Source organism: Pseudomonas sp. Root401 (assembly GCF_001425105.1).
GTDB classification, from domain to species: domain Bacteria; phylum Pseudomonadota; class Gammaproteobacteria; order Pseudomonadales; family Pseudomonadaceae; genus Aquipseudomonas; species Aquipseudomonas brassicacearum.
This window is the reverse complement of record NZ_LMDO01000030.1, coordinates 1-12,847: the sequence shown is the minus strand read 5'-3', so window position 1 is coordinate 12,847 and position 12,847 is coordinate 1. Positions and strand designations below refer to the sequence as shown.

General features: G+C 60.0%; 12 protein-coding genes, 4 tRNA genes and 1 pseudogene. 13 read left to right on the top strand and 4 right to left on the bottom strand.

The annotated features are described in order from the left end of the window. The first annotated feature begins 186 nt into the window (after nt 1–186). The 10 genes from accD (at nt 187) to ASC85_RS20540 (ending at nt 7,786) form a co-directional block, all read left to right on the top strand. Complete coding sequence (gene accD / locus ASC85_RS20585) at nt 187–1,107, top strand: acetyl-CoA carboxylase, carboxyltransferase subunit beta (RefSeq protein WP_003203847.1); 921 nt, start codon at nt 187–189, stop codon at nt 1,105–1,107. Further along, nucleotides 1,104–2,411, top strand: coding sequence for a bifunctional tetrahydrofolate synthase/dihydrofolate synthase (gene folC, locus ASC85_RS20580; protein ID WP_057451099.1), 1,308 nt, complete (start codon nt 1,104–1,106; stop codon nt 2,409–2,411). The genes accD and folC overlap by 4 nt, the downstream gene beginning before the upstream one ends. Beyond that, nucleotides 2,395–3,069 carry an SPOR domain-containing protein gene (locus ASC85_RS20575; protein ID WP_057451098.1) on the top strand — a complete coding sequence of 225 codons (675 nt, stop codon included), beginning with the start codon at nt 2,395–2,397 and terminating at the stop codon, nt 3,067–3,069. Before folC ends, ASC85_RS20575 begins: the two co-directional genes overlap by 17 nt. A gap of 89 nt (nt 3,070–3,158) precedes the next feature. Next, entirely contained in the window at nt 3,159–3,719 is a 561-nt protein-coding gene (locus tag ASC85_RS20570) for a CvpA family protein (protein ID WP_003179770.1), read from the top strand. A 41-nt stretch (nt 3,720–3,760) separates the two neighbouring features. Continuing rightward, on the top strand, nt 3,761–5,266 hold the full coding sequence (gene purF, locus ASC85_RS20565; protein ID WP_003203840.1) for an amidophosphoribosyltransferase: 1,506 nt from the start codon (nt 3,761–3,763) through the stop codon (nt 5,264–5,266). A 58-nt stretch (nt 5,267–5,324) separates the two neighbouring features. Then, nucleotides 5,325–6,536, top strand: coding sequence for an O-succinylhomoserine sulfhydrylase (locus tag ASC85_RS20560; protein WP_057451097.1), 1,212 nt, complete (start codon nt 5,325–5,327; stop codon nt 6,534–6,536). After that, nucleotides 6,533–7,306: an SDR family oxidoreductase gene (locus ASC85_RS20555; protein ID WP_003203835.1), complete on the top strand. Its 774-nt coding sequence runs from the start codon at nt 6,533–6,535 to the stop codon at nt 7,304–7,306. Before ASC85_RS20560 ends, ASC85_RS20555 begins: the two co-directional genes overlap by 4 nt. Nucleotides 7,307–7,409: 103 nt before the next feature. After that, nucleotides 7,410–7,485 (top strand) — tRNA-Val (locus tag ASC85_RS20550). A 58-nt stretch (nt 7,486–7,543) separates the two neighbouring features. After that, nucleotides 7,544–7,620: transfer RNA gene (locus ASC85_RS20545), tRNA-Asp, on the top strand. A gap of 89 nt (nt 7,621–7,709) precedes the next feature. Next, nucleotides 7,710–7,786 (top strand) — tRNA-Asp (locus tag ASC85_RS20540). A gap of 230 nt (nt 7,787–8,016) precedes the next feature. Here the strand turns inward: ASC85_RS20540 and ASC85_RS20535 are convergent. Continuing rightward, entirely contained in the window at nt 8,017–9,300 is a 1,284-nt protein-coding gene (locus ASC85_RS20535) for an NAD(P)/FAD-dependent oxidoreductase (RefSeq protein WP_057451096.1), read from the bottom strand. A gap of 183 nt (nt 9,301–9,483) precedes the next feature. Between ASC85_RS20535 and ASC85_RS20530 the strand changes: the two genes are divergently transcribed. Both ASC85_RS20530 and ASC85_RS20525 read left to right on the top strand, forming a co-directional pair. After that, nucleotides 9,484–9,560, top strand: a tRNA-Val gene (locus tag ASC85_RS20530). Between the two features lie 133 nt (nt 9,561–9,693). Then, nucleotides 9,694–10,017 carry a DUF2388 domain-containing protein gene (locus tag ASC85_RS20525; RefSeq protein ID WP_057451095.1) on the top strand — a complete coding sequence of 108 codons (324 nt, stop codon included), beginning with the start codon at nt 9,694–9,696 and terminating at the stop codon, nt 10,015–10,017. A gap of 263 nt (nt 10,018–10,280) precedes the next feature. Here the strand turns inward: ASC85_RS20525 and ASC85_RS20520 are convergent, their stop codons facing one another. Continuing rightward, nucleotides 10,281–11,141, bottom strand: coding sequence for an AraC family transcriptional regulator (locus ASC85_RS20520; protein WP_430458885.1), 861 nt, complete (start codon nt 11,139–11,141; stop codon nt 10,281–10,283). Between the two features lie 433 nt (nt 11,142–11,574). Here ASC85_RS20520 and ASC85_RS20515 point away from each other — a divergent pair, with 433 nt between their 5' ends. Then, nucleotides 11,575–11,847 (top strand): hypothetical protein, encoded by a 273-nt coding sequence (locus ASC85_RS20515; RefSeq protein WP_003203821.1) that lies wholly within the window; start codon nt 11,575–11,577, stop codon nt 11,845–11,847. Between the two features lie 127 nt (nt 11,848–11,974). Here ASC85_RS20515 and ASC85_RS20510 read toward each other — a convergent pair whose 3' ends face one another. Together ASC85_RS20510 and ASC85_RS33215 are read right to left on the bottom strand one after the other, a co-directional pair. After that, complete coding sequence (locus ASC85_RS20510) at nt 11,975–12,283, bottom strand: addiction module antidote protein (RefSeq protein ID WP_038858737.1); 309 nt, start codon at nt 12,281–12,283, stop codon at nt 11,975–11,977. Nucleotides 12,284–12,285: 2 nt separating this feature from the next. Then, nucleotides 12,286–12,578, bottom strand: a pseudogene (locus ASC85_RS33215) (type II toxin-antitoxin system RelE/ParE family toxin). Nucleotides 12,579–12,847: the final 269 nt, after the last annotated feature.

The window sequence follows — 12,847 nt, the reverse complement described above, 5'->3', positions numbered from 1 at the left end:
GCCGATAGCGAAGTGGTAGCCGCCGTGCGGTTGCCGGGATGGCTGAGGAAGGTTGGGTTGTACGCAGGTCATGTTTTGCACTGACCGTGGCGGCCCTTCGACTCGCCGCACAATGAATTTAGCTCAAGGGCATACGCGGGGCCGCGAACCAAAGCGTTCGGGCCGCCGGTACTGGAGAAAGAAAGCATGAGCAACTGGTTGGTAGACAAACTGATCCCTTCGATCATGCGTTCCGAGGTGAAGAAAAGCTCGGTGCCTGAAGGTCTGTGGCACAAATGTCCATCCTGCGAGGCGGTGCTGTACCGTCCCGAACTGGAAAAGACCCTGGACGTTTGCCCCAAGTGCAACCACCACATGCGCATCGGCGCGCGTGCCCGTATCGACATTTTCCTCGATGCCGAAGGCCGTGTTGAGCTGGGTGCCGACCTGGAGCCAGTGGATCGCCTGAAATTCCGCGATGGCAAAAAATACAAGGACCGCCTGACTGCTGCCCAGAAGCAGACCGGCGAAAAAGACGCGCTGATATCCATGAGCGGCACCCTGCTGGGCATGCCGGTGGTGGTCTCGGCCTTCGAATTTTCCTTCATGGGCGGTTCCATGGGCGCCATCGTCGGTGAGCGCTTCGTTCGTGCCGCCAACTACGCTCTGGAAAACCGTTGCCCGATGATCTGCTTCGCCGCTTCCGGCGGTGCGCGGATGCAGGAAGCGCTGATCTCCCTGATGCAAATGGCCAAGACCTCCGCGGTGCTGGCGCGTCTGCGCGAAGAAGGCATTCCGTTCATCTCGGTGCTGACCGACCCGGTCTACGGTGGTGTTTCCGCCAGCCTGGCCATGCTCGGCGACGTGATCGTCGGCGAGCCGAAAGCCCTGATCGGCTTCGCCGGCCCGCGCGTGATCGAGCAGACCGTGCGTGAAAAACTGCCGGAAGGCTTCCAGCGCAGTGAGTTCCTGCTGGAGCACGGCGCCATCGACATGATCATCCATCGCCAGGAGCTGCGTCCGCGCCTGGGCAACCTGCTGGCACAACTGATGGGTCTGCCGACGCCGAAATTCGTCGCCGCACCGATCGAGCCGATCGTGGTTCCGCCAGTGCCTGCCGGGCTATGACCCAACGCACCCTGGGCGACTGGCTTGCCTACCTCGAGCAGTTGCATCCATCGGCCATCGACATGGGGCTGGAGCGCTCGCAAACGGTAGCGTCCCGCATGGGACTGGCCAAGCCGGCGCCCCGGGTCATCACCGTCACCGGCACCAACGGCAAGGGTTCGACCTGCGCCTTCGTGGCCTCGTTGCTGCGGGCCCAGGGGCTGAGCGTCGGTGTCTACAGCTCGCCGCACCTGCTGCGCTACAACGAGCGGGTGCAAGTGAACGGCGTCGAAGCCTCTGACGCCCAGCTGTGCGAAGCCTTTGCCGCTGTGGAAGCCGGGCGAGGCGATACAACCCTCACTTATTTCGAGATGGGCACCCTGGCGGCGTTCTGGTTGTTTGCCCGTGCCGGTCTCGATGCGGTCGTGCTGGAAGTCGGCCTGGGCGGACGGCTGGATACGGTCAACCTGGTGGACGCAGACATTGCACTGGTCACCAGCATTGGCGTGGACCATGCCGATTACCTGGGCGATACCCGCGAATCCGTGGCCTTCGAGAAGGCCGGCATCTTTCGCCAGGGCGCGCCTGCGCTCTGCGGCGATCTCAATCCCCCCCAGCCGTTGCTGGACAAGGTTCGCGAATTGAACTGCCCGTTCTTTCTGCGCGGGCGGGATTTCGACCTGGCGATGACCGAGCAGCACTGGCAATGGCGCGGCAGCGACCTGCGGGGCAATCCGGTGGAATTGCACGATCTGCCCTTGCTGGACCTGCCGATGGAAAACGCCGCCCTGGCGCTCCAGGCCTACCTGTTGCTGGGCTTGCCATGGGATGCCGGGCAAATCGTCCAGGCGCTGCAGGCGACCCGTGTGGTCGGGCGCCTCGATCGTCGTCAGTTCGATTGGCAAGGCAAGCGCCTGAACCTGTTGCTGGATGTCGGCCATAATCCCCACGCGGCGCAGTACCTGGCCGAGCGCCTGGCACGGCGGCCCGTGGTGGGGCGGCGCCTGGCGGTGTTCGGGCTGCTGTCCGACAAGGATCTGGATGGCGTTGTCGAGGCGTTGGGTGCTAGTGTCCAGCATTGGGCGGTGACGCCGCTGGATTCGCCGCGCTCGCGTACCGCGGCGCAGTTGCAGGAGGCTTTGCAGCGCCGCGGCGCTTCAGTGCAAACCTACGCTAGCGTGGCCGCCGCGCTGGAAGGGCAGTGCGCCCTGGCAACGGCTGATGATGAAATCCTGCTGTTCGGATCATTTTTTTGTGTTGCCGAGGCCCTTCAATGGTTGGCCCGGCGCTCCACGGAGGAGGCTGCAGATGGCATTGCTGGATAAGGCGTACAAGCAGCGCATGGTCGGCGCCCTGGTGTTGGTGGCCCTGGCGGTGATTTTCCTGCCGATGCTGTTTTCCCGTCAGGACGAGCAACGCCAGGTCACGGTCGACGCGCCGGCCGCGCCCCAGGCGCCTTCGGTGCCGCCTGTGCAGGTTGAACCGGTGGCAGTGCCCGAGCCCCAGGCATTGCCTCAGGAACCTGTCCCGAGCGACGAGGAGCTGGCCGAGCAATCGGCGCCGTCGATGCCGATAGCACCTGCACCCGCAACGCCTGCGCCTGCCGCACCGAACAAGCCGTCAGTCGCTCCGGCTCCAGCCCCCGTTCCGGCCGCTCCAGTGGTCAAGCCGGCCCCAAGCCAGCCGATTACCGCCGCCACGACCAAGCCGGACACCACGCAAAGCCGGGTGGATGCCAATGGCCTGTCGGTCAGTTGGTCGGTGCAACTGGCCAGCCTGACCAGTCGCGAAAGTGCCGAGAACTTGCAGAAAACCCTGCGCAGCCAGGGCTACAACGCCTACATCCGCTCTGCCGATGGCAAGAACCGGGTGTTTGTCGGCCCGCTGATCGAGCGTGCCGAAGCCGACCGTCTGCGTGATCTGCTCAGCCGCCAGCAGAACCTCAAGGGTTTTGTGGTGCGCTTCCAGCCAGAGCGCGGCTGACAGCGATTTAGCTGATTTGAATCACGCAGCTTACCGACAGCCCTGCGCTCTGCTAAAATGCGCCGCCTTATCCGTCTGTAGGCTGCACCGTGCCATTTACCTGGGTTGACTGGGCGATCGTTGCGATCGTCGCCATCTCCGCATTGATCAGTCTGAGCCGCGGCTTCGTCAAGGAAGCCCTCTCGCTGCTGACCTGGATCATCGCGGGAGTCGTAGCCTGGATGTTTGGTGGTTCGCTGTCCCAGTACCTCGCCGGATACATCGAAACTCCGTCGGCTCGCGTGATCGCGGGCTGTGCCATCTTGTTTATCGCCACCTTGCTGGTTGGCGCAATGATCAATTATCTGATCGGCGAACTGATTCGCGTCACCGGGCTTTCCGGGACGGACCGGTTCCTGGGCATGGCCTTTGGCGCCGCGCGTGGCGCGTTGCTGGTGGTCGTGGCCGTCGGGCTCTTGAGCCTGGGGCCGGTACAGCAGGATACGTGGTGGCAGGAGTCCCGGCTCGTGCCACAATTTCTATTGGTCGCAGACTGGTCCAAAAACCTGATCCTGGGTTGGAGCAGTCAGTGGCTTGCCAGCGGTATCAGCGTACCCGCTGAAATACCGTTCAAGGAACACCTCTTGCCGATGGCCAAAACGCCGCAGTAAGTGTTGTTCAGTTCAGATCCATTAAGTAGGGGTTGCGTCGCATGTGTGGCATCGTCGGTATCGTCGGTAAGTCGAACGTCAATCAGGCGCTGTATGACGCGCTAACCGTGCTCCAGCACCGCGGCCAGGACGCTGCCGGTATCGTGACCAGCCATGACGGCCGGTTATTCCTGCGCAAGGACAACGGCCTGGTGCGTGATGTGTTCCACCAGCGCCACATGCAGCGCCTGGTCGGTCACATGGGTATCGGCCACGTGCGCTACCCGACCGCGGGCAGTTCGACGTCGGCTGAAGCCCAGCCGTTCTACGTCAACTCGCCGTACGGCATCACCCTGGCGCACAACGGCAACCTGACCAACGTCGAACAACTGGCCAAGGAGATCTACGAATCTGACTTGCGCCACGTCAACACCAATTCCGACTCGGAAGTGATGCTCAACGTGTTCGCTCACGAGCTGGCCCAACGCGGCAAGCTGCAGCCTACCGAAGAAGACGTGTTCGCCGCCGTGACCGACGTGCATAACCGTTGCGTCGGCGGCTATGCGGTGGTGGCGATGATCACCGGCTACGGCATCGTCGGTTTCCGCGATCCCCACGGTATCCGCCCGATCGTGTTCGGCCAGCGTCACACCGACGAAGGCGTCGAGTACATGATCGCCTCCGAAAGCGTGTCCCTGGACGTGCTGGGCTTCACCCTGATTCGCGACCTGGCCCCGGGCGAAGCGGTCTACATCACTGAAGACGGCAAGCTGCACACCCGTCAGTGCGCGACCAACCCGTCCTTGACCCCATGCATCTTCGAACACGTCTACCTGGCGCGTCCGGACTCGATCATCGACGGCGTCTCGGTCTACAAGGCTCGCCTGCGCATGGGTGAAAAACTGGCCGACAAGATCCTGCGCGAGCGTCCGGACCATGACATCGACGTGGTCATCCCGATCCCGGACACCAGCCGCACCGCGGCCCTGGAGCTGGCGAACCACCTGGGCGTCAAGTTCCGCGAAGGTTTCGTGAAGAACCGCTACATCGGCCGGACCTTCATCATGCCGGGCCAGGCCGCACGGAAAAAATCCGTACGCCAGAAGCTCAACGCCATCGAACTGGAATTCCGCGGCAAGAACGTGATGCTGGTGGACGACTCCATCGTGCGTGGCACCACGTGCAAGCAGATCATCCAGATGGCCCGTGAGGCTGGCGCCAAGAACGTGTACTTCTGCTCCGCGGCCCCGGCCGTGCGCTACCCTAACGTCTACGGCATCGACATGCCGAGTGCCCATGAGCTGATCGCTCATAACCGTACCACCCAGGACGTGGCCGACCTGATCGGCGCCGACTGGTTGATCTACCAGGACCTGCCGGACCTGATCGAAGCGGTCGGTGGCGGCAAGATCAAGATCGAGCACTTCGATTGCGCGGTATTCGACGGCAAGTACGTCACCGGCGACATCGACGAGGCCTACCTGAACAAGATCGAGAACGCACGTAACGATGCGTCCAAGGCCAAGACTCAGGCGGTCAGCGCGATCATCGATCTGTACAACAATTGATTAACCAACCGGCCCTGAGGGGCCGGTTTGCGTTTAAACCGATTTCAGGAGTGACAGCATGAGTCAGGATTGGGATGCCGGTCGGCTGGACAGCGACCTTGAGGGCGTAGCGTTCGATACCCTGGCGGTTCGCGCGGGTCAGCACCGTACACCGGAAGCCGAACACGGCGATCCGATGTTTTTCACCTCCAGCTACGTGTTCCGCACCGCTGCCGATGCAGCCGCACGGTTTGCCGGCGAAGTGCCGGGCAACGTCTACTCGCGCTACACCAACCCGACCGTGCGGGCTTTCGAGGAGCGCATTGCCGCCCTGGAAGGCGCCGAGCAAGCCGTGGCCACTGCCACCGGCATGGCCGCGATCATGGCTGTGGTAATGAGCCTGTGCAGCGCTGGCGACCACGTGCTGGTGTCGCGCAGCGTCTTCGGTTCGACCATCAGCCTGTTCGAAAAGTACTTCAAGCGCTTTGGCGTGGAAGTCGATTACGTGCCCCTGGCGGACCTGTCCGCTTGGGATGCGGCAATCAAGGCCAATACCAAGCTGCTGTTCGTCGAATCGCCTTCCAACCCCCTGGCCGAACTGGTGGACATCGCCGCGCTGGCGGAAATCGCCCACGCCAAGGGCGCCATGCTGGTGGTCGATAACTGCTTCTGCACCCCGGCGCTGCAACAACCGCTGAAGTTGGGTGCGGACATGGTGGTGCATTCGGCAACCAAGTTCATCGACGGCCAGGGCCGTTGCATGGGTGGCGTGGTGGCCGGTCGTAGCGAGCAGATGAAGGAAGTGGTGGGCTTTTTGCGCACCGCAGGCCCCACCCTCAGCCCGTTCAACGCCTGGATCTTCCTCAAGGGCCTGGAAACCCTCGGCCTGCGCATGAAAGCCCATTGCGCCAATGCCCAAGCCTTGGCTGAGTGGCTGGAGCAGCAGGACGGCATCGAGAAAGTGCATTACGCCGGTCTCAAGAGCCATCCGCAACATGACCTGGCCTTGCGTCAGCAACGCGGTTTCGGCGCGGTGGTGAGCTTTGAGGTCAAGGGGGGCAAGGAGGGCGCCTGGCGCTTCATCGACGCGACCCGGTTGATTTCCATCACCGCCAACCTGGGTGACACCAAGACCACCATCACCCACCCGAGCACCACGTCCCACGGTCGGCTGTCGCCCCAGGAACGTGAATCGGCGGGTATTCGTGACAGCCTGATCCGCGTTGCGGTCGGCCTGGAAGACGTGGCTGACCTGCAAGCCGACCTGGCCCGCGGGTTGGCGGCGTTGTGATCGAGCTGGCTACGCCGCCGAGCGGCACTCATGGCCGGGTTGCACTGGTTACGGGCGCCGCACGGGGCATCGGCCTGGGCATCGCTGCCTGGTTGATCTGTGAAGGCTGGCAGGTGGTGCTGACCGACCTGGACCGCGAGCGCGGTTCCAAGGTGGCGAAGACCCTGGGCGACAATGCCTGGTTCATTGCCATGGACGTGGCGGACGAGGCGCAGGTCGCCACCGGTATCGCCGAGGTGCTCGGGCAGTTCGGGCGGCTCGACGCGCTAGTGTGCAACGCGGCCATCGCCGATCCGCACAACATCACCCTGGAAAGCCTGGACCTGGCCTATTGGAATCGGGTCCTGGCGGTGAACCTGGGTGGGCCGATGCTGCTGGCCAAGCACTGCGCGCCGTATCTGCGCGCCCACAACGGCGCCATCGTCAACCTGGCCTCGACCCGCGCCGCGCAATCGGAACCCGACACCGAAGCCTATGCGGCGAGCAAGGGCGGCTTGCTGGCCCTGACCCATGCCCTGGCCATCAGCCTCGGACCGGAGATCCGGGTCAACGCCGTCAGCCCCGGCTGGATCGACGCGCGCGATCCCTCCCAGCGTCGTGCACAGCCGCTGACCGACGCCGATCACGCCCAGCATCCTGCGGGCAGGGTAGGCACGGTAGAGGACGTGGCGGCGATGGTGGCGTGGCTGTTGTCGCGCAATGCCGGTTTTGTCACGGGGCAGGAGTTCGTGGTGGACGGCGGCATGACCAAGAAAATGATTTATACGTGAGTGCGGTTGCGGGTGCCGTTTGAAACTGTTTTGAAAAAACTTCAACCCTGCTATTGACTTAGCTTCGGTACCTGCGTAAATTTCGCGGCCTCAACGAAGCAAAGGGTGATTAGCTCAGCTGGGAGAGCGTCTGCCTTACAAGCAGAATGTCGGCGGTTCGATCCCGTCATCACCCACCATGTTTTACGAGAGTTTTGCGAAAGCAAGACGGAAGCTGTCAAAAGCCTCCACCGACGCGCAGCGGTAGTTCAGTCGGTTAGAATACCGGCCTGTCACGCCGGGGGTCGCGGGTTCGAGTCCCGTCCGCTGCGCCATATTTTCCGAAGCAGGTTCGCCTGGTTCGAGATCCAGACCCAAGGGTTTGGATCAGACGAGTTAACTGGACGCAAGTCCATAGCGATACGCAGCGGTAGTTCAGTCGGTTAGAATACCGGCCTGTCACGCCGGGGGTCGCGGGTTCGAGTCCCGTCCGCTGCGCCATATCTGCTTCGAGGCCCACTGAACGCCTTGAAGCTAAGAAGCAAGCTGCAAAGCTACTTCTAGTCGATAGCAAAGACCCTGGTCGAAAGACCGGGGTTTTTTGTTTTTGGGATTTGAAATATTGGAACAAGCCCGTGGCGAGGGAGCTTGCTTGTGGCGATGGGATTTAGCGAAACGTCGCACCGCCCCGTTGGGCTGCGAAGCAGCCCTTTGGTGATGTGTTGTCGTTCTCAGAACCCCAATTTATCCCGCAACCCGTAATACCAAGCCCCCATCGCCGCAAATGGCGTACGCAACAACTGACCGCCGGGGAAGGGGTAGTGGGGCAGGTCCGCAAACGCATCAAAACGCTCAGCCTGACCTCGCAGCGCCTCGGCCAGGACCTTACCCGCCAGATGCGTATACGTCACGCCATGGCCACTGCAGCCCTGAGAATAATAAATGTTATCCCCCAGCCGCCCGACCTGCGGAAGACGCGACAACGTCAGCAGGAAATTTCCGGTCCAGGCGTAATCGATCTTCACATCCTTGAGCTGCGGGAAGGCCTTGAGCATCTTCGGCCGAATGATCGCCTCAATGTTCGCCGGATCCCTCGCGCCATACACCACGCCGCCCCCGAAGATCAGGCGCTTGTCGCCCGTCAGTCGGTAGTAATCGAGCAGGTAGTTGCAGTCTTCGACGCAATAATCCTGGGGTAGCAGGCTGCGAGCCAGTTCATCGCCCAGCGGCTCGGTGGCGATCACCTGCGTACCGCAAGGCATGGACTTGGCCGCCAACTCCGGCACCAGATTGCCCAGGTAAGCATTGCCCGCCACGATAATGAACTTGGCCCTGACCTTGCCTTGTGGCGTATGCACAACCGGGCTGGCACCACGCTCGATGCGCACTGCAGGCGACTGCTCATAAATCACCCCGCCCAGCGACTCCACAGCCGCCGCTTCGCCCAAGGCCAGGTTGAGCGGATGAATATGCCCGCCGCTCATATCGAGCATGCCGCCCACATACTCATCGCAAGCCACCACCTCGCGAATACGCCGCTGATCCAACAGCTCCAGCTGGGTATGGCCGAATCGCTCCCATAAACGCTTCTGCGACTCCAGGTGGCCCATCTGTTTAGCGGTGAGGGCGGCGAATACACCGCCGTCCTTCAAATCACACTGAATCTGATACTTCGCCACCCGCTCACGAATGATCCGTCCACCCTCGAACGCCATGTTGCCCAGCAACTGCGCCTGCTGAGGGCCGACGCTACGTTCGATCACATCAATGTCGCGGCTATAGCTGTTAACGATCTGCCCGCCGTTGCGACCCGAAGCCCCAAAACCGATCTTCGCCGCCTCAAGCACGGTGACCTTGAAACCGTTCTCCAGCAAAAACAGTGCAGAGGACAGGCCGGTGTAACCAGCGCCGATCACGCAAACATCCGTCTCGACGTCATCCTGCAGGGCAGGGCGCGGAGGAACCGGATTGGCCGACGCGGCGTAATAGGACGCTGGATAGGATGTGTTCGCCATTCTGCAACCTCTGTTTTATATTTTTTACGAATGCAGCGATCCTACCCGAGATAAAAATCGGCCGCCAGCTACCGCAAAATCTTCGTTGCCTTAGTGAAATTAAATATTTTGCATATTCATAGGGTTAGGTGAAAAAAAGGTGTTGACACCCCTCCGGAATTCCGTAGAATGCCGCCTCACAGCAGGCACGTAGCTCAGTTGGTTAGAGCACCACCTTGACATGGTGGGGGTCGTTGGTTCGAGTCCAATCGCGCCTACCAAACAAAATCCGCTCTGCTGGGCGGTCTAGAAGGGCTCACCGAAAGGTGGGCCCTTTTTTGTTGGCGTTTGGAAAGCGTTTTGGAAAAACGGCCACCGATATCAACCCTTTGATCGCAATGGAAGTATCGAAGTATGGGTTCATGGAAGACCTTGGTAATCGCCATCACCGTATCAATCAGCGCTTATACAGCCGCGGAACCTAAGGGCTCGTATGAAAACTCGATGATGATGATTACGTTAGCTCCAACCACTGTCCTTTCTGCAACTACCGGGCTTTCTGAGGTGGCTGCAAGAAACTTCAAGCCCGCCAAGGCCGACGCGCTTGCATTCATTGGCTCAGATGGCGAGATTCGCGGCGCTCAGTTTGAGCAGGCACTACGCTATTACCATACGGCATACACGCCACCGCTGATGTCTGACCAGCAATTCGCCCAAGCAATCGCGGCCTCTTTCTGATGCCGAGCTGGCCCCTTCGATACGCCAGGTTTCTCGTTCTACTTTCCGCCACGCTCCCTGAACGTGGTACAGCACCGCTTAATCCGTCAAGCAGACCGGATAAGCCTGGTCTAAAAATCATCAGGGCCTCGTCCCTGGTTCAGTAGCCGTCCGGTAGATACGTCTTGACGAAATCACCTTAGGCCGATGGCGCGGGCAAGACGCTCTTGTTGACGGTTGCCTTGGAGCCTTTACGAGCGTTGGGGGGAAGGCTGCTTGCTTCGCTATTGCAGCGGAACATACACATCAGTTTGCCAGCGATCCTGCGGTGTCTCGGGGTAGATGCTCAGGTAATGGAAGAACAGCGGCTGGTCACGAAGTTCCTCTCCACTGGCAGGAAGCCAATCGCGGTAAATTGGATAGATCGTTTCGCCGATGTGATCCGGTGACCCCTCATGTCGCACCACGACGCAGCGACCGCCGGGAATGACGATTTCGCGAACGCCGAACTCATTCGGCGCCACGGCCTCGTGAATTTCGCCGCAGATTGCGAAGCGGAATTCCTGCGCAGGTGTCGTATCGGGGTTGCCATAGGGAATGCCAAAGCTGCGACTCGACGCCACCGGCGACTGTCCGCTCTGCTTACGCCACTCGATGAACTTGCGCACGCTCTCATTGACGAGCCCGGCGGGCCCGCAGTGTTCAAATGCTGCGACCCTGACTTCAGGGATTTGCACGATTCGTATTTGCATGATGATAGTCCTGGAAAAATGAGGGATTGCGAACACCGCATTCCAGACCTGCCAGTTCGGCTCCTTCCTGAACGCACTCGGCGTCATACCGAACGCTCGCCTGAACGCCCTGCAAAATGCCTCCGGACTTTCGAAGCCGGCACCGAGTGCGGCCTCCAGTACCGAATGATCAGCGACGGCGGCCAGGCGATGCGCCGCGCGTCGTAATCGCATCAGTTGCACATAACGTGAAACAGGCACGCCTACGAACGCGGTGAATTGTCGATGGAAGTGAAATGCCGAAAAGTTCGCCACATGGCTCAACGTATTCACCGACAGATCACCTTCGAGATTCTCATTAATGTAGGCGAGGACGGCGTTGAAGCGTTTTGTGTAAGCGAAGTTGGGCGACATGTCAGACACTGGGAAAAGGCTCCTGGAAGTACGGTCGGCGATAGAGTCGACTATAGCGACGTGAACGCGCCTAGCCGCGTTTGCTCAAGGCACGTTTTGGGTTGGCACGTGCGATCTCATTCAAGGCGATATGAAGGCCGGGGGCATTTCAGGTGAGCACTTCTGGCCGTTCGCTGCTGGTGTTCACTACCTCGCGTGCTTCCGTCTCCTTTCCCCTACGTCCCTTCGCTGTAACTTATGAGGGCTCAAGCGAGCACCTCGAGGGGCATTGACGCAAATTCCTACACAAACCTCGGAAACCAGCGCATTGCAGTATCAGGGTGGGGCAACTTATTGTTTCTCTGTCGCCCAGATGGCGATTCGGGTTTGGCGACTCGATTGAATGAAGCGCAGAAGCTCCTGCTCCTAAATCAATTGAATGAAGGTATTACCCATGACCCGATACATGCCCATCACCGGCATCGACTGCATCCCCGCAACTCTGCTCATCGACACTGAAGCGCCTCTGGACGTTCTTTTCGAAACCGCCGATTACCGCATCCGCACGGTGACCCAAGTCTTGGAAAATATCGCGTTTCGCTCGGACATCAGCTCAGACACGGTGGTTCTGACTGATTTTTGTAAATTGCTGACCACATCGTTACGCGATGGTTGTGATGTCATGGATGTGATTGGAAGACGATTGCGGGCGCAGGCGGCAGAATAATGAAGAAGGGCGACTTATAAGCCGCCCGTTTCATAAGAGGAGAACAGGGGCAGACTACGATTATGAGACGGGCCGATTTTACAAGCGAACTCAAAATCGTGGTTTGTCCCGGTGTCTAATCCGTTCGTCAGGCAGGTGAATGATTAGCGGCATGCCCAGGCTGCGCATGAAGATCAATGCCTAGCGCATGAATGACCTTGAGTACGGTATCAAATCTCGGCTTTGATCCGGGCGCGAACGCCTTGTACAAGCTTTCTCGTCCCATGCCAGAGTCCTTAGCGATCTGCGCCATACCGCGGGCCTTGGCGACATAGCCGATCGCGCGGAGAAACTCCTCGCTATCACCATCAGCCAGCACTTGGGAAAGGTATTCACTGATGGCTTCGTCGCTATCGAGTAGTGCCGCCATGTCAAATGTCGTCAGGTGTTGGCTCATGTTCAAATCTCCTTTGCCAGTTTCTTCGCTCGCCGGATATCAGCACTCTGTGAAGACTTGTCACCACCCGCCAGTAGCACGATGACCACTCCACCGCGCATGGTGAAATAGACCCGGTAGCCAGCGTCTACATCCACACGCAACTCTGAAATACCATCACAGACAGGTTTCACATCGCCGGGATACCTGCTGCGGCGCGATCAATGCGGCGGGCGATAGCGATTTTTGCTCGCAAATCACGGACCGATGAATGCCAAGCAGTGACCGTCTGCGTTTGCTGGATGAGATAATTCATGGCTGGAGCGTATCCAGTTGGATACAGGAAGTCAAAATGCTGATTTTGGTCGCCCCCCAATATTCTCAATCCGATGGTGGGGAGAAACAGAGACAGACCAGGATCTGAGGATGAGCGAACTCAAAACCGTAGTCTGTCCCCAGTCTTTGCGTACGCGGCGAAGAGGAGTCGTAACCGTCCGCCCAGCACCCTCTCCTGACAGCCCTCCAAATTGGCCAAGATAGTGGACACCATTTTTTAGTGGACACTATCTTGGATACAGTTGCCCC

What these genes read in the sequence shown, in the direction of transcription:
- accD (WP_003203847.1), top strand. Translation starts at nt 187, where the DNA reads ATGAGCAACTGGTTGGTAGACAAACTGATCCCTTCGATCATGCGTTCC.
- folC (WP_057451099.1), top strand. Translation starts at nt 1,104, where the DNA reads ATGACCCAACGCACCCTGGGCGACTGGCTTGCCTACCTCGAGCAGTTG.
- ASC85_RS20575 (WP_057451098.1), top strand. Translation starts at nt 2,395, where the DNA reads ATGGCATTGCTGGATAAGGCGTACAAGCAGCGCATGGTCGGCGCCCTG.
- purF (WP_003203840.1), top strand. Translation starts at nt 3,761, where the DNA reads ATGTGTGGCATCGTCGGTATCGTCGGTAAGTCGAACGTCAATCAGGCG.
- ASC85_RS20560 (WP_057451097.1), top strand. Translation starts at nt 5,325, where the DNA reads ATGAGTCAGGATTGGGATGCCGGTCGGCTGGACAGCGACCTTGAGGGC.
- ASC85_RS20535 (WP_057451096.1), bottom strand. Translation starts at nt 9,300, where the DNA reads ATGGCGAACACATCCTATCCAGCGTCCTATTACGCCGCGTCGGCCAAT.
- ASC85_RS20525 (WP_057451095.1), top strand. Translation starts at nt 9,694, where the DNA reads ATGGGTTCATGGAAGACCTTGGTAATCGCCATCACCGTATCAATCAGC.
- ASC85_RS20520 (WP_430458885.1), bottom strand. Translation starts at nt 11,141, where the DNA reads ATGTCGCCCAACTTCGCTTACACAAAACGCTTCAACGCCGTCCTCGCC.
- ASC85_RS20515 (WP_003203821.1), top strand. Translation starts at nt 11,575, where the DNA reads ATGACCCGATACATGCCCATCACCGGCATCGACTGCATCCCCGCAACT.
- ASC85_RS20510 (WP_038858737.1), bottom strand. Translation starts at nt 12,283, where the DNA reads ATGAGCCAACACCTGACGACATTTGACATGGCGGCACTACTCGATAGC.